Here is a 20,849-nt window from a genome sequence, read left to right as displayed (position 1 = left end):
ACCAAACTATAACTGAAAGGAACTAAGAAATGGAAAAAATGAAGTTCCAGAAGATAACGTTATTTTCTGGTGTAATGCTTGCCTTAAATTCCTTAATTGGTTCAGGGTGGTTGTTTGGTGCCGGAACTGCTGCAAAGGTTGCGGGACCAGCTGCTATTTTGTCGTGGATCTTAGGGGCAATAATCATTATTAGCATTGCCCTTACTTATGTTGAATTAGGGGCAATGTTTCCAGAAAGTGGAGGGATGAGTCGTTATGCTCAGTATAGCCACGGTCCGTTTTTAGGCTTTATTGCTGCATGGGCAAATTGGATTTCATTAATCACGTTAGTCCCAATGGAAGCGGTGGCCTCGGTTCAATATATGAGCTCGTGGCCGTGGGCATGGGCAAATTGGACCCACCACTTTATGAAGAACGGTAATATTACGACTCCTGGATTGTTAGTTGTATTTGGCTTTATGCTGGTTTTTACTTTGATCAATTTCTGGTCGGTAAAATTGATGACTCGCTTTACTAATCTAATATCAATTTTTAAGATTTTATTACCAACATTAACAATTGTGATGCTTATTGCAGCGGGTTTTCATCCTAGCAATTTTGGTCATAGCGTAACTACTTTTATGCCATATGGTAGCCGGTCAATCTTTGAAGCAGCTGCTATTTCTGGAATTATTATGTCTTATGATGCCTTTCAAACGGTAATCAACATGGGAGGAGAAATGATTAATCCTCATAAAAATATCGTGCGAGGCGTATTGATTTCAATGATTATTACCGCTGTGATCTATGTCATGTTACAAGTTGCTTTTATTGGAGCGATTGATCCGAACTTATTAGCGCAAAAAGGATGGCATGGGATTAACTATACGTCTCCATTTGCTGATATTGCGATCCTGCTGGGGATGAATTGGCTTGCAATTTTACTATATATGGATGCTTTTGTTTCACCATTTGGAACAGGGGTTGCGTTCGTGGCGACTGCCTCACGAGCATTAGCAGCAATGACTCATACCGGACATTTGCCCCAATGGTTGGGACGGCTAGAACGGCGCTACATGATTCCGCGGTTTGCAATGGTTGTGGATCTGATTTTAGCAGTGGTAATGGTTAGTCTCTTTAGAAATTGGAGTTTGTTAGCCACTGTAATTACTGGTTCAACTTTAATTGCTTATCTTACTGGGCCGGTTACTGTAATGTCGCTTCGTAAAATGGATGCTAATTTAAAGCGGCCGTTTCATCCACATTTTATGTCCTGGTTAGCGCCATTTGCATTTGTCTTGACGAGTCTTTCAATTTATTGGACAATGTGGCCAACAACTGTCCAGGTAATTGGGGTTATCTTATTAGGCTTACCAATTTATCTTTATTATGAAGTTAAGTATCGTCACGCATCAGGGCTACGTGACTTACGCAATAGTTATTGGATGTTGGCTTATCTTGTTTTTATCTCAATAGTTTCTTACATTGGGAGTGAAGGATTTGGCGGCAAGGACTGGTTGAAGTACCCATGGGATTTTGTTGTTATTATCATCTGCTCGCTAGGATTTTACCGGTGGGCTGTGGCTAGCCGGATGAAAAAAATCGATCCTGCGGCAGAAAAGGTTAATGCCAAGGTAAAGATGCCAGAAAAAGATCAATAGATATATTTGTAGGTTGCAAAATTAAAAAATAAATTGTAGTATTGTCACCTACTTAAAAAGTGTAAAAATCAAAGGAGAAATAGTATGTGGCGCTATTTGAAACGTGTTTTAATCGGGAAACCGTTAAAAACCCTTGATGAAGGGCAAACACACTTAACTAAATTTAAAGCATTAGCCATGCTTTCTTCTGACGCAATATCGTCAGTAGCATATGGACCAGAGCAAATTACAACTGTTCTGGTAACTTTATCTGCAGCAGCAATCTGGTATTCAATCCCGATTGCGGCAGTTGTGTTGGTCCTTTTGTTAGCTATCACGTTATCATACCAACAAATCATTCATGCCTATCCTAGTGGTGGTGGTGCTTATGTCGTTGCCACACGGAATTGGGGGAGTAATGGGGGATTATTTGCTGGAGGATCATTACTAGTTGACTATATGTTAACGGTGGCCGTTTCAACGACATCTGGAGTTGAAGCGATTACTTCGGCAGTTCCTGCTTTATATAAATTTTCAATTCCAATCGGGATCGTTATCGTTCTTTTAATCATGTTTATGAATTTACGGGGAATGAGTGAAAGTGCAAACTTCCTCACAATTCCGGTATATTTCTTTGTTATTATGATGATTGTGATGGTAGTGTGGGGTGGCTATAATATTGCCACTGGTCATATTCATTACCGGGCAATTGTCGATTATGGAACACCGGTATCGGGAATGTCATTTGTTTTGCTTATTCGGGCATTCTCGGCTGGTTCGTCATCCTTAACTGGGGTGGAAGCCGTAAGTAATGCTGTTCCTAACTTTAATAAGCCTAAAGAAAAGAATGCATCAACTACCCTGGCAATTATGAGTGCTATTTTAGCGTTCTTCTTTATTGCCGTTATCTTCTTTAGCTTTTACCTGGGAGTAGTTCCTAATTCACGGACAACAATCCTCTCCCAAATGGCAGCGCAAATCTTTGGTGGGCATGGGTTAGGTTTTTACCTCTTGCAACTTTCAACTGCAATGATTTTAGCAGTCGCCGCCAATACTGGTTTCTCTGCCTTTCCAATTCTTGCTTTTAATATGGCCAAAGATAAATATATGCCGCACGCCTTCATGGATCGTGGTGATCGGTTAGGTTACTCCAACGGAATTATTTCCTTGGCAATTGGAGCAATTATTTTGATCTTAATCTTCCATGGTCAGACTAATATGTTAATTCCACTTTATGCAGTGGGTGTATTTGTTCCATTTACTTTATCGCAATCTGGGATGATTATTCACTGGTTTAGAGAACGGGAAGGCTTCTGGCTAGGAAAAGCCTTTATTAACTTAGTAGGGGCTTTGATCTCATTTATCCTTGTTATTTGCTTGTTCTGGCAACACTTTGCAAATGTTTGGCCATACTTGATTATCATGCCGCTGCTTTTATGGATGTTCCATTCGATTCACCGGCACTATGTAAAAGTTGCTGCTCAATTGCGGGTTGCTGAAAAGACGAAAGTCCAATTACATGATTACGATGGCGCAACGGTGATTGTTTTAGTTGGTAATGTAACACGGGTAACTCGTGGTGCAATTAACTATGCTCGGTCGATTGGTGATTATGTTATTGCCATGCATGTTTCATTTGATGAAAATCCAGGCAAAGAGCATAAAACAGCAAATGAATTTAAAGCTGAATATCCAGATGTCCGTTTTGTTGATATTCATTCTTCGTACCGTTCAATCGCTAAACCAACGTTACGTTTCGTTGATGTGATTGCAAAACGAGCAGAAGCAAGAAATTATTCGACGACTGTTCTTGTTCCGCAATTTATTCCTAAACATCCATGGCAATTGGCCTTACATAATCAGACCAGTGTTCGTTTACGGGCGTTATTGAATTCCCGAGAAAATATTATTGTTGCTAGTTATAACTACCACCTTCAAGAATAGTTTATTAGAGAGAAAGTATTGATTTAATGAATAAAAAGCAACTATTATGGGGACTTTTGTTTGCAATTGGCCTATTTATGGCAGCGAGTTATACCATTGATAATCGTGGCTTTCATTCTGGAATATACGGTATCATTGGCTGTGCTTTGATCTTAGTTGCGTATGCAGGAATGAATTGGGAAAAACTGCAATCAAAAGATCAACATACGAGAAAAATTTTAGTGCTTTTAAGCAGTATTTTAGGGATTATCATTGTCCTTGATATTGCTGAAATGATTTTAGGATAATTAAATAAAACTTATTGAGGGAGCGAGACAGAAGTCACTTGTGACTTCGTTTTCGAGCCCCCGCAAGCAACAGTAGGCCTCCAATGTTCGGCTTTGTCGGACGTTGGAGGCCATTGTTGTACTGCGTATTTGCTTTTTATGAAAGTAACTTAACTTATGTCACAGTCCTTTTTATATTGACTAATAAGCTAAATCATATTATTCTTTTTGTTAGTCGACTAACAAAAAGGAGAGATGAAAATTGCTAATAGGTCGTTTAGTAAAACAAGCTAACAATGCGATGAATCAAGAAATGAATGCATTTGCGCAGCAGTATGGATTGACAGGGACGCAAATGTCGATTATTGATTTTTTAACGCATTTCCCGGGAAATAGTTGTGATCAACACCAGATTGAAAATGAATTTGGAATAAAGAGATCAACTACTACTGTATTGCTTCAACGAATGGCAAAGAAAAATTTAATTGAACGTTATCCGTCACCTGAAGATCGCCGTCAAAAAATCGTTACGCTTACTGCAGAAGGCCAAAAATTATCTTCAGATGTAAGTGCGTACATTACACAATACGAAGAGAAATTAAAAGCAGATTTTAGTGAACAGGACATTTCGAAAATAAAACGATTCTTATCAACGATGATCGAGGAGAAATAATGAGTACGAATACTGAAAAAATTCCGGCAAAAGTTGTTGCAGCGATTGTGGCAACCGGATTGATGTCATTTTGTGGGGTAATTGTAGAGACAGCGATGAATGTGACTTTTCCGATCCTGATGCGTGAATTTTCGATTACTACTAATCAGGTTCAATGGATGACTTCCATTTATTTGCTCTTGGTTGCAATCGTTGTTCCCTTATCGGCAATTTTGAAAAGCTCTTACCGAACAAAGATGCTTTTTACAGTTGCAAACTTGCTTTTTATCGGTGGAATAATTATTGATGCACTGGCGCCATCATTTGGGGTACTTTTAGTTGGTCGTGCAATTCAGGGAATAGGAACTGGGATTGCATTACCATTGATGTTTAATATTATTATGGAGCAAGTTCCAACAAGCAGAATTGGCTTTATGATGGGGATTGGAAATCTTATTACTGGAGTTGCCCCAGCGATTGGTCCTACTTTTGGTGGAATCGTTGCCAGCAAGCTTAATTGGCGGTGGGTATTTTATTCATTAATTCCGCTTTTAATTATTTCGTTTGTGCTTGGTGAATGGGGAATTACCCAAAAATCACCGATTAAAAAGCAACAAATTGATCTTTTTAGCATGTTAATGATTGTATTCATGTTCTGTGGTTTTGTAACAGGATTTAGTAACCTGGGAAGCCAAGCCTTCATGACCTTTTCAGTTGGTGGTGCATTGTTAATCGGAATCTTAGGAATGGGACTTTTTGCTTGGCGCTCATTAACCCTAAAAGAACCAATTTTACAATTACGATTATTTAGAAACAAAAAATTTTCTGGGCATGTTCTTGGCTTCTTTTTAACCCAACTTATTTCATTAGGTTTTGCATTTCTTTTACCAAACTATATTCAATTGGTAAATGGTAATAGTGCAATGACAGCTGGCTTGATTGTCCTTCCAGCTGGTTTTGTGGGTGCGATATTTGCCCCATTGGGAGGACGGATTTTAGATAAATTTGGCGCTCGCAAGCCTATTCTGATTGGGACTTCATTGTGCTTAATTGCGCTTATTGCTTTTACAGTTTCTGGACGGCATTTAACAAATATATTTATTGCGCTTGTTTATATTCTCTATATGGGTGGAATGGGAATGTGCATGGGTTGCGTAATGACAAGTGCATTAACTGTTGTTGGTAAAGCAAAGCAATCACAAGGAAATGCAATCCTTAATACTTTGCAGCAATTTGCCGGGGCAATTGGGACATCATTAGTAGCGATGATTGTAGCTGCTAATCAATCGCACTTAAATGTTGTTCGTCGGGTCTCAACGGCAATTGGTACTCAAGAAGCCTTTGGTATGTTAACGGTTTTTTGTATTATAATTTGGATAAGTTACTATCGAAGTGTGAAAAAATAAAATATTAAAAAGGAGTTGTGACATAAGTTAGGTCACTTCCATAAAATACGAACAGCGCAGTACAACAATGGCCATCAGCGTCCGGCAAAGTCGAACACTGATGGCCTATTGTTGCTTGCGGGGGCTCGAAAACGAAGTCACTCGTGACTTCGTTTTCGAGCCCCCTTTTAATATGGAATTTCGTTAAATCGCTGATCGCCTTCAGTTATTTGAAGCTGATCGTTAAAACGATTAATGAGCTTTTCTTTGACATCTTTTAAGTCCGTTTCGTTTACATAAATACTTGTTTCAACGTTAACCCCATACTCTTCACCGGCCACCTCAAGATTGTTTTCCTTGAAATAGTAAAGAAGGGGATCGTGAAGAGCATAGGTAACAGTGATTTTTAGAATTGCTTGCTTGATCCGTTGAACGAGACCAGCTTGGTGGATTGCTTCAGTAGTTGTATTGCTATATGCCCGGATGAGACCACCTGCGCCTAGCTTAATCCCACCGAAATAACGGGTAACCACTGCTACGACATTGTGGATCTTTGAAAGTTTAAGCGATTCAAGGATCGGAATTCCCGCAGTTCCACTTGGCTCGCCATTATCACTTTCTCGCTGGATCTGGTCGTTGTCACCAATCATGTATGCAAAACAATTGTGAGTAGCTTTTTTATTAGCTGCTTGAATGCTGGCAATAAACTGTTGAGCTTCTTCTTCTGAGGAGACACGGGCAATGGAACAAATAAATCGTGATTTTTTAATCGTTTGCTCATAAGTAGTGTTTTTGGCAATTGTTAAATATGGTTCTGTCATTTTTAAACTTCCTTCGTGCTATTTTAATTAGTTTACGTATATATAAAGTAGGAGGTGAATAATGGATCTAGAAAATTATTATGGGAGACGAGTCTTGGTTTCGCGTCACGAGGTGATACAATCAGGAATTCAAGAACTCCCAACAATCAGAATTGACGCTGGTAATATCAGATGCTATCGCTGCAATCATGTCACGGCAAAATCGCTGGGTGCTTTGCCACAAGGCGAGTTCTATTGTCCGCATTGCATTAATCTTGGACGTGTTTCAACGTTAACTAAATTTTATCATGTTCCAGAGCCAAATCAATTTACGGTTACTGAACCGGTATTAACCTGGAAAGGGAAATTGTCGCCTCTTCAGCAACAAGCTTCAGAAAAAATTTCCCAGGGAATGGTTGCTCATGTTCAGCAATTATTATGGGCAGTTACGGGTGCCGGAAAGACTGAGATGATGTTTGCAGGTATTGCGGCAGCAATTAAACGCGGTGAAAGAATTGGAATAGCTTCTCCACGAGTAGATGTTTGTTTAGAATTATTTCCTCGTTTAGAAGCTGCCTTTGCTAATTGTGATATTGCTCTTTTGCATGGTCGGCAAGAATTACCTTATCATTATGCCCAACTGACTATTTGCACAACCCATCAATTGCTTCGTTTCTATCATGCTTTTGATAATTTAATTATTGATGAAGTAGATGCCTTTCCGTATGCTGCGAATGCTTCGTTATTATATGCAACAAGGCAAGCAATAAAAAAGAACGGAGGGTGTCTTTATTTAACCGCGACTCCAGGAGATACTTTGCTCCGAGAAATTAAAAGTAAACGATTAGTTGTTAATTATTTACCTCTTCGCTATCATGGACATTTACTTCCACAAATAAAAGTTAGACTAGCTTTTGGATGGCGGCGACGATTAGAACGCAAGCAATTACCCCCACAAATTATTCAACAGCTACAAGAAACGCTAAAGGAAGGTCATCGTTTTTTGCTATTTGTTCCTCATATTGCAGATTTAGTATTGGTTGAAGCTGCATTGCGACATTCTTTTACAACTTTCCGCTTTGCTACTGTTCATGCAAGTGATCCAGAACGATTAGAAAAAGTCCAAAAAATGCGTGATGGTGATTACGACTTTTTAGTCACAACTTCTATTCTTGAACGGGGAGTTACTTTTCCAGAAATTGATGTTTATGTTTTAGGTGCTGATGATCCAGTCTTTTCTTCATCAGCATTAGTGCAAATTGCTGGTCGAGCTGGACGCGCACAAAGTCGGCCAACTGGACGGGTTGTTTTTTGGATTAATTGTAATTGTCGACAAGTTAATCAAGCTATTTCCCAGGTGAAGTACTTGAATCGGAAAGGTCAAAGGTTGATAGATGGAGTGCCTTTTGTGTAATAAAAGAATATCTTTCCAGCTAAGTTTGAGAGATATTTTTAGCTTTCGCGAAATTATCACGCCTGTACTCTGTACTAAATGTAAGGAAAGTTTTGTACGCTGGAACGATCGCGGATGTGCAGGATGCGGTAAAGAAAATATTAATAAAAATGGTTTCTTATGTGCAGACTGTCAGACATGGGAAAAGCTTTATGGTTGGCACTTGCATCATCGAGGATTATATCGATATAACGAAGCAATGAAAGAGTATATGCAACGTTATAAATTTAATGGCGATTATCGTTTACGAGTGATATTTCAGCGTGAACTTAGCAAAGTAGTTAATGAACAGAAAGCAGATTTAATTGTCCCAATTCCAGTAACGTCGACAACGATGCAAACGCGTGGCTTTAATCAAGTTATTGGTCTATTACGAGAAGTACCTTACCAATCAATCTTAGGAACTAGGGCGAGTTCAAAAGTAGCGCAATCAAGCAAGACAAAAGAAGAACGACTTACAACTAAGCAACCATTTATACTTAAATCTCCAGAAGAAGTAATTAATAAACGGATCCTTTTAGTTGATGATGTCTATACTACAGGTAGGACGTTGTACCATGCAGCAGTACTTTTTAAACAAGCTGGCTGTAAAGAGATTGGTAGCGTTTCACTAGCACGTTAAATTCTTCTTAAGATGCATTAATAAAGTTTGTTAATTAATACAAACTAATCTATAATAAAAATAGGATATGAGAAGAGTGGTCCTTCTGATATCAGATCAAGCAATTGCTTGGCTGAAAGGAGAGAAGTACAATGTTAAAGTTCAATATTCGTGGTGAAAATGTCGAAGTTACTGAGTCAATTCGTGATTACGTTGTAAAGCGAATCAGCAAGCTTCAAAAGTTCTTTGAAGATAGTGTTGAGGCTACCGCCCACGTGAACTTAAAAGTTTATCCAAACCGGACGTATAAGGTTGAAGTAACAATTCCACTTCCATACCTAACGTTGCGGGCAGAAGAGACTTCTAATGATATGTATGGAAGTATTGACCTAGTTACTGATAAGCTTGAACGGCAAATCCGGAAGTACAAGACGAAGGTTAACCGTAAGTCACGTGAAAAGGGCTTAAAGAACCTTGAATTCATCCCATCTGATAATGATGGAACAGATGGACAAGATGATGAATTAAAGATTGTACGGACGAAGCAAGTTTCATTAAAGCCAATGGATCCTGAAGAAGCTGTCCTTCAAATGGATATGCTTGGACACAATTTCTTTATCTTCCAAGATGCTGAAACTAATGGTACAAGCATTGTTTACCGTCGTAATGATGGTCGTTATGGCTTGATTGAAGCTGAATAGTCAATGCCAATATGAAGAGCGCGGATGAGAAATCATTGGCGCTTTTTGTATCTTATAACTTATAGCCACCTTGTAATATCCATACTAATAATTTTTATTTATACCATGAACGTGGTAAAATATTATGGTTAGAGTAAAAAATATAATTGGCTTGAGTAGTACTTTTTTATTGATTTTGGACTTAAGCCAGAAAGTAGGAAGGACGCTTTTATGGCCAATATTCTAAAAAAATGGATTGAAAGCGATCGTCGTGAATTACGGCGAATTAACAAAATAGCAAATAAAGTCGAGAGTTATGCTAAACAAATGTCTGAACTAACTGATGAACAGCTTCAGGCAAAAACTGATGAATTTCGGGAACGTTATAAAAAAGGTGAATCCTTGGATCATATGTTGCCAGAAGCATTCGCAGTTTCTCGTGAAGGTGCTAAGCGGGTCTTAGGACTATATCCATTCCATGTCCAGATCATGGGGGGGATTGTTCTCCACGAAGGTAATATTGCAGAAATGCGGACTGGTGAAGGTAAGACATTAACTGCTACAATGCCGGTTTATCTTAATGCGATTTCCGGAAAAGGTGTTCATGTTATTACAGTTAATGAATACTTGTCAAAGCGTGATGCTACCGAAATGGGACAGCTTTATAATTGGCTTGGATGTTCCGTTGGTATTAACAACTCAGAAATGAGTCCTGACCAAAAACGAGAAGCATACAAAGCTGATATCATGTATTCTACTAATAGTGAAATTGGGTTTGATTACCTTCGTGATAACATGGCTGTTTACAAAGAAGACCAAGTCCAACGTGGTTTAAACTATGCTTTAGTTGATGAAGTGGATTCAATTTTAATTGATGAAGCGCGGACACCATTAATCATTTCAGGTCCAGGAACGGGCACTTCTAAGTTGTACAAGCAAACTGACCGGTTTGTTAAGCAGTTAAAGAAGGATGTTGATTACAAGATTGATCTTGAATCAAAGACGGTTTCATTAACTGATGAAGGAATTAAAAAGGCTGAAAAATACTTCAACTTAAAGAATCTATATGATCCGGAAAATACTGCGCTGACCCACCACTTGGATCAGGCGTTGCGTGCTAACTACATCATGCTTTTAGATAAGGATTATGTGGTTCAAGATGGTGAAGTATTAATTGTTGATTCCTTTACTGGACGTGTGATGGAAGGTCGCCGTTTCTCTGATGGTCTTCACCAAGCTATTGAAGCCAAAGAAGGCGTAGAGATTCAAGAAGAAAACAAGACAATGGCTAACATTACGTACCAGAACTTATTCCGGATGTATAACAAACTGGCGGGGATGACTGGTACTGCTAAAACTGAACAAGAAGAATTCCGTGAAATTTACAACATGGAAACTATTACTATTCCAACTAACCGTCCCGTTCAGCGGAAAGACGAGCCCGATTTGCTTTATCCAACATTACAAAGTAAGTTTGCAGCTGTTGTCGATCGGATTAAAAAACTTCATGCTAAAGGGCAACCAATCCTAGTTGGGACAGTCGCCGTTGAAACCTCTGAATACTTATCCCAACTGCTTGATAAAGAGAATATTCCGCATGTTGTCTTAAACGCTAAGAATCACGCTAAGGAAGCGGAAATTGTTAAAAATGCCGGTCAAAAAGGTGCAGTAACTATCGCTACCAACATGGCGGGACGGGGAACAGATATTAAGTTAGGCCCTGGCGTTCGTGAAATTGGCGGACTGGCAGTTATTGGTACTGAACGACATGAATCACGGCGGATTGATAATCAGCTTCGTGGACGTTCTGGACGACAGGGTGATCCGGGATTATCACAATTCTACCTATCGCTTGAAGATGATTTAATGAAGCGATTTGGTGGAGACCGGATCAAAGCCTTCTTAGAACGGATGAAAGTTAATGATGAAGATGCTGTCATTAAAAGTCGTTTCTTGACTCACCAGGTTGAATCAGCTCAAAAGCGAGTTGAAGGTAACAACTACGATTCACGGAAGAATGTTCTTCAATATGATGATGTTATGCGTGAACAGCGTGAAATCATCTATAAAGAGCGGCAACAAATTATCACTGAAGATAAGTCGCTGAAGTGGGTCCTTATGCCAATGTTTAGACGGACAATCCAGCGTGAAGTTGATCAACATACACTTGGTGACAAGAAGGATTGGGATTTACAAGGAATTGTTGACTTTGCAGAAGAAGTTTTAATCAAACCTGATACGATCACAGTTAAGGATCTGGAAGGTAAATCACCTCAAGAAATGGTAGATTACTTGATGACATTTGCCCAGGGAGTTTATAAGGAAAAACAAAAGCAACTTTATGATCCAGCACAGATGCTTGAATTTGAAAAGGTTGTTATTTTGCGGGTGGTTGACTCACACTGGACTGATCATATTGATATTATGGACCAATTCCGGCAGTCAGTTGGATTACGTGGATATGGACAGTTAAATCCATTGGTTGAATACCAAACTGCTGGTTACCATATGTTTGAACAAATGATTGCTGATATTGAGTATGAAACTACTCGACTCTTCATGAAGTCAGAAATTCGGCAAAATGTAACACGTTAATTGTTAATTACTACTAGGTACGGCAGTAAGGTAACCCATGGCGGTACCGCTGCCGTATTGTTGTATAACGGAGGTTTGAGTGTGGAATTAAATGAAGCAAAAAAACAAGTAGAAGCAATGCAAAAAGAAGTTACGCACTTCGGGAGGTCTCTTTGACTTAGATGCACTAGATGAGCGCATTGCAGAAATTGAACAAGAGATGGCTCAGCCAGACTTTTGGAATAATAATGAGCAGGCACAAAAGGTCATTGCGGAAAATAATATTTTAAAAGAAAAACGGGATACCTTTGTGAATTTACGTGATCAAATTAGCGATCTTGAAACTTCGCTTGAATTGCTCGCGGTTGAACCGGACGATGATTTACAAAAAGATTTCGAAGCATCCTTTACAAAAACACAAAAGGCTTTAGAACAGTATCGATTAACGCAACTTCTTGATGGGGAATACGACGCTAAAAATGCTATCTTAGAAATTCATCCGGGAGCAGGTGGTACTGAAGCCCAAGATTGGGGTGAAATGCTTCTGCGGATGTATGTTCGTTGGGGTGAACAGCATGGTTTCTCTGTTGAAACAGCAAGCTATGAAGCCGGTGATGAAGCTGGTATCAAGAGTGTTACGCTGCTAATTAAGGGGCATAATGCGTTCGGTTATCTTCGTAGTGAAAAAGGGGTCCATCGCCTTGTCCGAATTTCCCCATTTGATGCGGCTGGTCGGCGTCATACATCATTTGCTTCGGTTGATGTAATGCCAGAGTTAGATGATAGTGTTGAAGTTGATATTGATCCATCAGATTTACGAGTTGATACATTCCGGTCTAGTGGTGCTGGTGGTCAGCATATTAACAAAACAGAATCTGCTGTTCGGATTACGCATATTCCAACCGGGATTGTAACCTCTTCTCAAGCTGAAAGATCCCAACTTCAAAACCGAGTTACTGCAATGAATATGTTAAAATCAAAGTTGTATGAACTGGAAGAAGAAAAGAAAGCTAAAAAGCGGGCGGAAATTGAGGGTGAACAACTTGATATCGGTTGGGGTTCTCAAATTCGTTCATATGTTTTTCACCCATACACCTTAGTCAAGGATAATCGAACAGGTTATGAAACCCATAATGGACAAGCTGTAATGGACGGGGACCTTGATCCATTTATTGATGCTTTCCTACAGTGGAAACTTAGTCAAAAGAATCCTCAATAAGTTATTTAGTTTGGAAGGAAGTGAGTAAAGTGCGCGAAAGTCAACATAAAAGATTAACTCGCTCAGGATCAGATCGAATGATAGCTGGTGTATTTGGCGGAATTGGCCAGTACTTTAAGATTCAGCCAAATATTTTACGTATTTTATATGTTTTACTGACTATTTTTACCGGTTTTGTTCCAGGCATTATTATCTATATTATTTTGATAATAATAATGCCTGCTGATCCGCAAAATCCCGATTTACTAGGATTCCTAAAGTCCTTCAGTGAATCACAAAAAACATCTCAACAGCCTCACCAACGTTCTCGGCGGACTTTAACGAATGTCGAGGAAAAAGACATTAAAAGAAATGGAAGATCATGATGGAATTTTGGAAACGAGTATTGATTGATACAATCCTTTTTATTGCCCTTGCTGGTTTATTTGCCGGAACAGGGATGTTTTATATCACAAGTGCTTGGATTGCACCATTGGCAAGCTTTGTTTTAGCAATTTTGAACGTTGCTATTAAGCCAATTTTAGTAATTTTATCGTTGCCGATTAATATTTTGACCCTAGGCCTTTTTAGTGTTGTAATTAATGGAATAATGTTACAACTAACGTCGATGCTTGTCGGGTCGGCAAACTTTCATTTTTCGTCATTTGGCTCTGCAATGTTGATTGCGATTATTATGGCAATTTTCAATGCAGTTATTACAAGTCACGAGGATAGATTGTAAAGGAGTGGAGAAAATGCCAAACAATGTAACGGTGCAAGAATTAGTTGATAAGGTCCGGTTGAAAGTCTTACAAGGAGAAGATTACCTCCAACGTAAGATAACAACCAGTGATATTTCACGGCCAGCACTTGAATTTGCGGGATATTTCAAGCATTACCCCGCAGCACGGATTCAGCTGTTAGGAATCACCGAAACCTCATTTGCTAAAGACTTAACTCATGAGCAACGTGAGGAGTACATGACAAAGATGTGTATGCCACAAACACCATGTTTTGTTATCTCAACTAATCTGCCAATTCCTAAGGAGCTAAAGAAGGCGGCGGAAGATGCGAAAATTCCAATCTTAGGAACGCATTTAACCTCTTCCCAAATATTAAGTAACATGACTTCTTACTTGCTTGAACGTTTGGCACCACGAAAATCTCTCCACGGTGTATTAGTTGATATAAGTGGGGTTGGAGTGCTTATTACCGGTGATTCGGGAGTAGGTAAGAGTGAAACCGCGTTGGAACTTGTTCGTCGTGGGCACCGACTGATTGCTGATGACCGGGTAGAAGTTTACGCTCGTGACGAGCAGACTTTGGTAGGGACTGCTCCGCAAATTTTAAAACACTTAATGGAAATTCGTGGGATTGGGATTATTGATGTCTCTACGCTTTATGGAACAGGAGCAATTATGCCTTCTGATCAAATCAGTTTAATTGTACATCTTGAAACGTGGACTCCAGATGTACAGTTTGATCGTCTTGGTGACCGTGGAGATACTCAAACAATTCAAGGCGTTATTGTGCCTAAAGTTTCTGTCCCGGTTAAAACTGGTCGTAATTTAGCGATTATTATTGAATCAGCCGCAATGAATTATCGGGCCGAGACAATGGGCTATGATGCTACCGAAACATTTGATCGAAACCTTAACCAGTTGATTAAGCAGAATTCAGAACGTGATAGTAAAAATAACAAGGGGTCGGCAAACTAGATGATTAATCCAGGAATAAAAGCCGCTTTAAACCCAATTGCTTTCCAAGGTGGTCCGTTTACTATCCACTGGTATGGCGTAATTATTGCTAGCGGGGTAGTTTTGGCTCTTTTGTTAGCCGTTCGCGAAGGAAAGCGAGAGGGAATTCCTGAAGATGATTTTTATGATTATCTTTTATGGGCGCTCCCGATTGCGATAATTTGCGCGCGAATTTACTATGTAGTATTTCAGTGGAGCTACTACTCCCAGCATCCAAGTGAGATTATTGCTATCTGGGATGGTGGAATTGCGATATATGGAGCGATTTTAGGAGGCTTTATTGTTTTACTTGTCTTTTGCCATTACCGTCATTTATCTAGTTGGCTGATGATGGATATCATTGCCCCAACCCTTATTATGGCTCAAGGAATTGGCCGTTGGGGTAACTTTATGAATCAAGAGGCATTTGGTGATATTACGACACGGGCGCATTTAATGGCTCAGCATATTCCGAATTGGATAATAAACCAAATGTATATTGGTGGTCACTATCGAATTCCAACATTCTTATATGAGTCATTATGGGATTTAACTGGCTTTGCATTATTAATGTTACTTCGCCATCGCAAACATCTATTTCGTCGCGGTGAAATTTTCTTAACTTATGTAATGTGGTATGCGTTTGGACGCTTCTTTATTGAAGGAATGCGGACCGATAGTTTAATGCTCGGAAATATCCGCATTTCGCAATTACTTTCGATAGTGTTTTTTGTCAGTGCATTAGTAATACTAATAATTCGACGTCATAAAAATATTCCGTGGTATGATAACGGAATAAACAAAAATTAATTGAATTAGAGAAGGAGAAAAAATTATGGCAGAAAAAATTGCTGTTTTAGGTGCTGGTTCGTGGGGCAGTGTTTTAGCAAACATGCTTACAGAAAATGGCCACGATGTAACATTATGGTCTCGTAATGAGGAACAAGTTAAGCAATTAAATACTGAACATACAAATCCTCGCTATATGAAAGATTTTGTTTATTCTACTAACTTAACAGCAACAACGGACATGAAAGAAGCTGTTAAGGGTGCCAGTGTGATACTGATTGTAATTCCAACAAAGGGTCTTCGTGAAGTTGCTAAGCAATTAAATGCAATTTTGACAGAATTACATCAAAAACCGTTAATTATTCACGCAACAAAAGGCCTAGAACAAAATACATATAAGCGGCCATCAGAAATGCTTAGCGAAGATATTTCTCCTGAAAACCGTCAGGCAATTGTTGTTTTATCAGGTCCGAGTCATGCTGAAGATGTGGCAATTAAAGATATGACAGCTGTAACCGCTGCTTGTGAGGACCTGGCCAGTGCTGAAAAGGCACAGAAGCTATTTAGTAATTCTTATTTCCGTGTTTACACTAATGACGATGTGATTGGTGCGGAATTTGGAGCAGCCTTAAAGAATATTATTGCAATTGGTGCTGGAGCTATCCAAGGCCTTGGCTACCATGATAATGCACGAGCAGCTTTGATTACTCGTGGGCTTGCAGAAATTCGTCGGCTGGGGGTTGCTTTTGGTGCTAACCCAATGACTTTTATTGGTCTTTCTGGTGTTGGTGACCTTGTTGTTACTGCTACCAGTAAAAATTCTCGAAATTGGCGTGCTGGCTATCAATTGGGGCAAGGAAAAAAACTTCAAGATGTAATTGATAATATGGGAATGGTTATCGAGGGGGTCTATACCACCAAGGCCGCTTATGAATTAAGTCGTAAACGGCAAGTACAGATGCCAATTACTGAAGCTCTTTACCGTGTTTTGTATGAAGGTGAAGATATCAAAACTGCAATTTCTCAGTTAATGGACCGAGATCTTACTTCAGAAAACGAATAAATATGGTAAAATGCTAGAGGATGGATATTGAGAGAAATTGAAACATGGAAAGGGTTTTACAAGTATGAAACGTGTTAGAAAAGCCATTATTCCTGCTGCTGGTTTAGGAACTCGTTTTCTTCCTGCAACAAAGGCATTGGCAAAGGAAATGTTACCAATTGTTGATAAGCCAACAATTCAATTTATCGTTGAAGAAGCGCGCAAATCAGGAATTGAAGATATTGTTGTTGTTGACGGAAAGAATAAGCGGTCTATTGAAGACCACTTTGACTCTAATCCAGAGTTGGAAGATAATCTTCGTTCAAAGCACAAGGACGAGATGTTAAAGATGGTTGAAGAAACAACTGATGTTAATATTTACTTCATTCGTCAATCTCACCCACGTGGTTTAGGGGACGCTGTTTTAACTGCTCGTGATTTTATCGGGGATGAACCGTTTGTTGTTATGCTTGGTGATGACCTTAATAACATTAACAACAAGAATGAAGCTTTAACGAAGCAATTAATTGAAAGTTATAACCAAACTGGCGCATCTACTCTTGCGGTTATGCGGGTTCCGCATGAAGATACTGCAAAGTATGGTGTAATTAACCCTAGCAAGGAAGTTACGCCAGGGCTTTATAACGTAACTAGCTTTGTTGAAAAGCCAGCTCCTAAAGACGCACCAAGTGATTTAGCAATTATTGGTCGGTATGTCTTTACTCCAGAAATCTTTGATGTATTAGCAAAGACTAAGCCAGGTAAGGGCGGCGAAATTCAATTAACTGATGCAATTGATACTTTGAACCAAACTCAACGGGTATTCGCTCGTGAATACAAAGGTGACCGTTACGATGTTGGTAATAAGTTTGGCTGGGTTAAGACAAACATTGAATATGGTTTGGAACACCCACAAGTTAAAGAAGAATTGCGTGAATATATTAAGGAATTAGGCGCAAAGCTTGCTGCTGAAGATAAGCAAAATAATTCTAAGAAGTAAGACTAGCATCAGCCTAAAAAAATAAACCTTCAAGATTCGTTATAGGAATCTTGAAGGTTTATTTTTTTACATATCTTCAACAACTACATATTCCATATCAAGTGGGCCGTGAACACCAACGATTAACACCATTTCAATATCACCAGAATTGGATGGACCAGTAATAAAGTTGATGTTTGATGTTTGTAAACTACCATTCTGAATTGCTTTTTGATAATAATCCATTGCTTGCCGTGAACGTGGTAAAATTTTGCTTTTTGGCACAATAGCTAAGTAATGAGTTGGAAGAAAATGAAACATCCGTCCTTGTTGTGGGGAGGTCGCAACTGTTACGGTCCCTGACTCAGCTAATAGAAAGTCCGCAAAGCCAATTGCTCCATCACTGTTATTTGCATTTATAATGTTTTGCCGCCCAAATTCAGGTTCCCAATAGTAAATAGGATCTACTCGTAAATTATCTTGCCATCTCCCCAATGAATAATCTTGCCATTTCTCTTCATCAAAGGAGGGAAGCATTAAACTTTTAATCTCCTTTTCTTGGATAAAATCATTAAGAGTGTGGCCAAGATCGGCTGATTTAACAACATGGAAATCAACATGAACTTCTTCGCTATTTTTGCGCGCAAGTTCAAGAAGTTCATCTTGACTTTTTCCAGCAAGGGTAGTTTCTGGAAGATCATTAACGGGGACAAATGGATCTTCACCAAGCGTATGGCGAGGACGATTGGCAGCCTTTGCAATTCGATTTAAGAAGTCTTCTTGATTCTTAGTAGTGTTTGCTTCTTGTAAGTAATCAGTCATTTTTCTGCTCCTCCTCTTCTTCGTAATGACGATACCAATGCCGGAAGTTTTGGTGGTACTTCGGCGGAACAGCAAGATCACGAACATCTACCCAGCCATGAGCTAGTTTAGGAGCAATTGCGGGAAGGTGGTTAATTTTACCATCTGGATAAAGGTTCTTAATGTCTTCAGGAGTTATCTTCTTGCCAAATGGCTCAAGGGCAACATGGGCAAAACGCATCGCATCATTAAAAAGCGTAGGGGAGCTGGTACCTTTACCAACTGCCTTCAAAAGAGCATTCGAAGGACTGTGATCTAAATGAAGCTCATCCATTTCCACATAACGGTGATGACGGATTAACTCATGAAGGGGAATTTTAACAGGACAAGTTTCTGTACAAGCAGCACATAGACTACATGCATATGGTAATTCTTTAAATTCTTGATAACCACCTAAAATTGGTGAAAGTACTTCACCCATTGGTCCAGGATAAATCGATCCATAGCCCTTTCCACCGACTTGCCGGTAGACGGGGCAAACGTTTAAGCAAGAACCACAACGAATACATTGCAGCATTGGTTCAAAGTCAGTGTTAAGCATCTTAGAACGACCATTATCGACTATTACAACATAGAAGTCATCCGGTCCATCTGCCTCGTCCGCTTCTTTACCTTTTGAGAAAGTACAGTAACTAGTTAGTTTTTGACCAACTGCACTTCGACATAAAACATTGTCGAGGACTTCTGCTTCTTTCAAACTTGGTACAATTCGTTCCATCCCCATGACTACAACCTGGGTTTTAGGAATGGCCATACTAATATCGGCATTTCCTTCGTTGGTAACAAGGTTAATCATTCCATTATCAGCGATAGCAAAGTTACAGCCAGTAATGCCAAAGTCTGCTTGCATAAAGTAATTACGGAGATAGTGACGTACAAACCTAGCCATATGTTCAGGATCATTGTCACCGTCATAGCCAAGTTTTTCAAATACTTTTTGAATTTGATTGCGGTTTTTATGCAGAGTGGGGAAAACAATATGTGTTGGTTCATCCCAATTATCTTCTTGCAAAATAAATTCAGCTAAATCTGTTTCCATTAATGAAAGTCCGGGAATTGTGAGTAATTCTTTATCCAATCCAATTTCAGTAGTCACCATTGACTTAGATTTAACAACATGGTGAACGTTTTTCTTTATTGCCAATTGTTTGATAAAGGCACTTGCTTCGTCACCATCCTTGGCAAAGAAAACATGACCACCATTTTTTTGAACATTATCGCTAAATTCTTCAAGATAATCAGGGAGATGCTTAATGACGTGTTGACGAATTTCAGCAGAAAGATCACGCCAGCCTTCCCAGTGTCCTAATTGACGCCGTGCTTCAGTTCGTTTTTGAAATTGAGCGTCTTGTGCTTTAGCAACCGATGCTCGCATAAATTTATCGGCTTCTGCGTCTTTAATTCGTTCCGTAAAAGGCTTATCGCTTGTTGCTATTCCCATCTAAAACACCCCGTTTCCGTTTGCTGGTACCATTACATGATCCGTATCTTTGACATACGTGATCCGACTAGTATCAACGTTATGATTAAGGACCTCAGCAATGTGCATAATTGTAATATGAGAGCCATCACGGCGACGGTTAATTCGTCCACCAATATTCATTAAACATGTTTGCTCACAAGCAATAAGAATATGTGCTTTCGTCTTCAAAACATTATTTGCTTTATCATCAACCATCGCTTCAGAGAGAAGGGGTTCTTTAGCAGAGAATGTTCCACCAAAGCCACAACATAATTGAATGTTATGAAGGGGAATAAGCTCAAGTCCTTTAACATGTTCAAGTAGAACGATGGGGGCTGTCCGTTCACCAAGAAGACGGGTCATGTGGCAAGAACGGTGAAAGGTTGCCGTATCATCTAGTTCTGCACCACAATCAAGAATACCGAGAACCCGGTAAATAAATTGCGTTAGTTCAAAAGATTTATCATAAAGGGCTTGTGCTTTCTTCGAATACTCTGGATCATCTTTGAAAATGTTCTTGTATTCATGAAGCATGGCAACACATGATCCAGAAGGCCCAACAATATAATCGGCGTCAATACTTAAAAGGGCATCGAGTTGATTTTTAAATGTAGCAATTGTTTCACGATCATAACCGCTATTATAAGTTGGTTGTCCGCAGCAAATTTGTTTATCGGGGAAAAATGTTTCGCAGCCAAAACGTTGGAGAAGTTCAACCGTTGCCTTTCCGACATCTGGATAAAGCAGATCAACAATACAGGTAGAAAAAATACAGACTTTCATACATGCGTGCATTAATTGGATGCAC

At 39.3% G+C, this 20,849-nt stretch carries 20 protein-coding genes; 16 read left to right on the top strand and 4 right to left on the bottom strand.

Annotation, left to right across the window (positions count from 1 at the left end; translation table 11 throughout):
• The first annotated feature begins 29 nt into the window (after positions 1-29).
• From LMC10_RS05575 to LMC10_RS05555, 5 genes are all read left to right on the top strand, one after another.
• Positions 30-1,640 (top strand): APC family permease, encoded by a 1,611-nt coding sequence (locus tag LMC10_RS05575; protein ID WP_102815988.1) that lies wholly within the window; start codon positions 30-32, stop codon positions 1,638-1,640.
• Between the two features lie 84 nt (positions 1,641-1,724).
• Positions 1,725-3,563 (top strand): potassium transporter KimA, encoded by a 1,839-nt coding sequence (locus LMC10_RS05570; protein ID WP_072575130.1) that lies wholly within the window; start codon positions 1,725-1,727, stop codon positions 3,561-3,563.
• A gap of 26 nt (positions 3,564-3,589) precedes the next feature.
• Positions 3,590-3,850, top strand: coding sequence for a hypothetical protein (locus tag LMC10_RS05565; RefSeq protein WP_153703589.1), 261 nt, complete (start codon positions 3,590-3,592; stop codon positions 3,848-3,850).
• 241 nt (positions 3,851-4,091) lie between these two features.
• A complete protein-coding gene (locus tag LMC10_RS05560; protein WP_016497065.1) occupies positions 4,092-4,502 on the top strand; it encodes a MarR family winged helix-turn-helix transcriptional regulator in 411 nt (136 codons plus the stop codon).
• On the top strand, positions 4,502-5,887 hold the full coding sequence (locus tag LMC10_RS05555) for an MFS transporter (RefSeq protein ID WP_229269150.1): 1,386 nt from the start codon (positions 4,502-4,504) through the stop codon (positions 5,885-5,887). The genes LMC10_RS05560 and LMC10_RS05555 overlap by 1 nt, the downstream gene beginning before the upstream one ends.
• Positions 5,888-6,054: 167 nt before the next feature.
• Here the strand turns inward: LMC10_RS05555 and LMC10_RS05550 are convergent, their stop codons facing one another.
• Positions 6,055-6,687, bottom strand: a complete 633-nt coding sequence (locus tag LMC10_RS05550; RefSeq protein WP_229269149.1) for a YigZ family protein — start codon at positions 6,685-6,687, stop codon at positions 6,055-6,057.
• A gap of 61 nt (positions 6,688-6,748) precedes the next feature.
• On the opposite strand from LMC10_RS05550, the gene LMC10_RS05545 reads away from it, so the two are divergent.
• The 11 genes from LMC10_RS05545 to galU all read left to right on the top strand — a co-directional run bounded on the left by LMC10_RS05545 (position 6,749) and on the right by galU (position 17,739).
• Positions 6,749-8,080 carry an ATP-dependent helicase ComFA gene (locus LMC10_RS05545; RefSeq protein WP_229269148.1) on the top strand — a complete coding sequence of 444 codons (1,332 nt, stop codon included), beginning with the start codon at positions 6,749-6,751 and terminating at the stop codon, positions 8,078-8,080.
• Between the two features lie 250 nt (positions 8,081-8,330).
• Positions 8,331-8,741 carry a ComF family protein gene (locus tag LMC10_RS05540; protein WP_229269147.1) on the top strand — a complete coding sequence of 137 codons (411 nt, stop codon included), beginning with the start codon at positions 8,331-8,333 and terminating at the stop codon, positions 8,739-8,741.
• A 131-nt stretch (positions 8,742-8,872) separates the two neighbouring features.
• Positions 8,873-9,421: a ribosome hibernation-promoting factor, HPF/YfiA family gene (gene hpf, locus LMC10_RS05535; RefSeq protein WP_003667436.1), complete on the top strand. Its 549-nt coding sequence runs from the start codon at positions 8,873-8,875 to the stop codon at positions 9,419-9,421.
• A 210-nt stretch (positions 9,422-9,631) separates the two neighbouring features.
• Positions 9,632-11,995, top strand: a complete 2,364-nt coding sequence (gene secA, locus LMC10_RS05530) for a preprotein translocase subunit SecA (RefSeq protein WP_003666386.1) — start codon at positions 9,632-9,634, stop codon at positions 11,993-11,995.
• Positions 11,996-12,076: 81 nt separating this feature from the next.
• Positions 12,077-13,193, top strand: a protein-coding gene (gene prfB / locus LMC10_RS05525) for a peptide chain release factor 2 (RefSeq protein ID WP_411377811.1) whose coding sequence is annotated in 2 segments (ribosomal slippage) — positions 12,077-12,148 and positions 12,150-13,193 — 1,116 coding nt in all. Because the reading frame shifts where the segments join, the coding sequence is not laid out codon by codon here.
• A gap of 29 nt (positions 13,194-13,222) precedes the next feature.
• Positions 13,223-13,558 carry a PspC domain-containing protein gene (locus LMC10_RS05520; RefSeq protein WP_003673186.1) on the top strand — a complete coding sequence of 112 codons (336 nt, stop codon included), beginning with the start codon at positions 13,223-13,225 and terminating at the stop codon, positions 13,556-13,558.
• Positions 13,558-13,914 (top strand): phage holin family protein, encoded by a 357-nt coding sequence (locus tag LMC10_RS05515; protein ID WP_003670462.1) that lies wholly within the window; start codon positions 13,558-13,560, stop codon positions 13,912-13,914. Before LMC10_RS05520 ends, LMC10_RS05515 begins: the two co-directional genes overlap by 1 nt.
• Before the next feature lie 13 nt (positions 13,915-13,927).
• Complete coding sequence (gene hprK / locus LMC10_RS05510; RefSeq protein WP_003666394.1) at positions 13,928-14,890, top strand: HPr(Ser) kinase/phosphatase; 963 nt, start codon at positions 13,928-13,930, stop codon at positions 14,888-14,890.
• Positions 14,891-15,718 (top strand): prolipoprotein diacylglyceryl transferase, encoded by an 828-nt coding sequence (lgt, locus tag LMC10_RS05505; RefSeq protein WP_229269145.1) that lies wholly within the window; start codon positions 14,891-14,893, stop codon positions 15,716-15,718.
• A gap of 25 nt (positions 15,719-15,743) precedes the next feature.
• Positions 15,744-16,760: an NAD(P)H-dependent glycerol-3-phosphate dehydrogenase gene (locus LMC10_RS05500; protein WP_122480761.1), complete on the top strand. Its 1,017-nt coding sequence runs from the start codon at positions 15,744-15,746 to the stop codon at positions 16,758-16,760.
• A 64-nt stretch (positions 16,761-16,824) separates the two neighbouring features.
• Positions 16,825-17,739 (top strand): UTP--glucose-1-phosphate uridylyltransferase GalU, encoded by a 915-nt coding sequence (gene galU, locus LMC10_RS05495; protein WP_003666398.1) that lies wholly within the window; start codon positions 16,825-16,827, stop codon positions 17,737-17,739.
• Between the two features lie 66 nt (positions 17,740-17,805).
• On the opposite strand, the gene LMC10_RS05490 is transcribed toward galU, so the two are convergent.
• Genes LMC10_RS05490 through LMC10_RS05480 form a run of 3 tightly spaced genes read right to left on the bottom strand, consistent with a single transcriptional unit; the run spans position 17,806 to position 20,824 of the window.
• Positions 17,806-18,540, bottom strand: a complete 735-nt coding sequence (locus LMC10_RS05490; RefSeq protein ID WP_229269144.1) for a LutC/YkgG family protein — start codon at positions 18,538-18,540, stop codon at positions 17,806-17,808.
• Positions 18,533-20,020 carry a LutB/LldF family L-lactate oxidation iron-sulfur protein gene (locus LMC10_RS05485; protein ID WP_229269143.1) on the bottom strand — a complete coding sequence of 496 codons (1,488 nt, stop codon included), beginning with the start codon at positions 20,018-20,020 and terminating at the stop codon, positions 18,533-18,535. The genes LMC10_RS05490 and LMC10_RS05485 overlap by 8 nt, the downstream gene beginning before the upstream one ends.
• Positions 20,021-20,824, bottom strand: coding sequence for a (Fe-S)-binding protein (locus LMC10_RS05480; RefSeq protein WP_172468032.1), 804 nt, complete (start codon positions 20,822-20,824; stop codon positions 20,021-20,023).
• Positions 20,825-20,849 lie beyond the last annotated feature (25 nt).

Source organism: Limosilactobacillus reuteri subsp. simiae, assembly GCF_020784875.1.
Taxonomy (GTDB): Bacteria; Bacillota; Bacilli; order Lactobacillales; family Lactobacillaceae; genus Limosilactobacillus; species Limosilactobacillus reuteri_H.
Note: the sequence above shows the minus strand (reverse complement) of the source record. Positions and strands in the feature narration are given on the sequence as shown.

What these genes read in the sequence shown, in the direction of transcription:
- LMC10_RS05570 (WP_072575130.1), top strand. Translation starts at nt 1,725, where the DNA reads ATGTGGCGCTATTTGAAACGTGTTTTAATCGGGAAACCGTTAAAAACC.
- LMC10_RS05555 (WP_229269150.1), top strand. Translation starts at nt 4,502, where the DNA reads ATGAGTACGAATACTGAAAAAATTCCGGCAAAAGTTGTTGCAGCGATT.
- secA (WP_003666386.1), top strand. Translation starts at nt 9,632, where the DNA reads ATGGCCAATATTCTAAAAAAATGGATTGAAAGCGATCGTCGTGAATTA.
- LMC10_RS05575 (WP_102815988.1), top strand. Translation starts at nt 30, where the DNA reads ATGGAAAAAATGAAGTTCCAGAAGATAACGTTATTTTCTGGTGTAATG.
- LMC10_RS05485 (WP_229269143.1), bottom strand. Translation starts at nt 20,020, where the DNA reads ATGGGAATAGCAACAAGCGATAAGCCTTTTACGGAACGAATTAAAGAC.
- hpf (WP_003667436.1), top strand. Translation starts at nt 8,873, where the DNA reads ATGTTAAAGTTCAATATTCGTGGTGAAAATGTCGAAGTTACTGAGTCA.
- hprK (WP_003666394.1), top strand. Translation starts at nt 13,928, where the DNA reads ATGCCAAACAATGTAACGGTGCAAGAATTAGTTGATAAGGTCCGGTTG.
- LMC10_RS05550 (WP_229269149.1), bottom strand. Translation starts at nt 6,687, where the DNA reads ATGACAGAACCATATTTAACAATTGCCAAAAACACTACTTATGAGCAA.
- LMC10_RS05540 (WP_229269147.1), top strand. Translation starts at nt 8,331, where the DNA reads ATGCAACGTTATAAATTTAATGGCGATTATCGTTTACGAGTGATATTT.
- LMC10_RS05545 (WP_229269148.1), top strand. Translation starts at nt 6,749, where the DNA reads ATGGATCTAGAAAATTATTATGGGAGACGAGTCTTGGTTTCGCGTCAC.
- LMC10_RS05515 (WP_003670462.1), top strand. Translation starts at nt 13,558, where the DNA reads ATGGAATTTTGGAAACGAGTATTGATTGATACAATCCTTTTTATTGCC.
- lgt (WP_229269145.1), top strand. Translation starts at nt 14,891, where the DNA reads ATGATTAATCCAGGAATAAAAGCCGCTTTAAACCCAATTGCTTTCCAA.
- LMC10_RS05480 (WP_172468032.1), bottom strand. Translation starts at nt 20,824, where the DNA reads ATGAAAGTCTGTATTTTTTCTACCTGTATTGTTGATCTGCTTTATCCA.
- LMC10_RS05500 (WP_122480761.1), top strand. Translation starts at nt 15,744, where the DNA reads ATGGCAGAAAAAATTGCTGTTTTAGGTGCTGGTTCGTGGGGCAGTGTT.
- galU (WP_003666398.1), top strand. Translation starts at nt 16,825, where the DNA reads ATGAAACGTGTTAGAAAAGCCATTATTCCTGCTGCTGGTTTAGGAACT.
- LMC10_RS05565 (WP_153703589.1), top strand. Translation starts at nt 3,590, where the DNA reads ATGAATAAAAAGCAACTATTATGGGGACTTTTGTTTGCAATTGGCCTA.
- LMC10_RS05490 (WP_229269144.1), bottom strand. Translation starts at nt 18,540, where the DNA reads ATGACTGATTACTTACAAGAAGCAAACACTACTAAGAATCAAGAAGAC.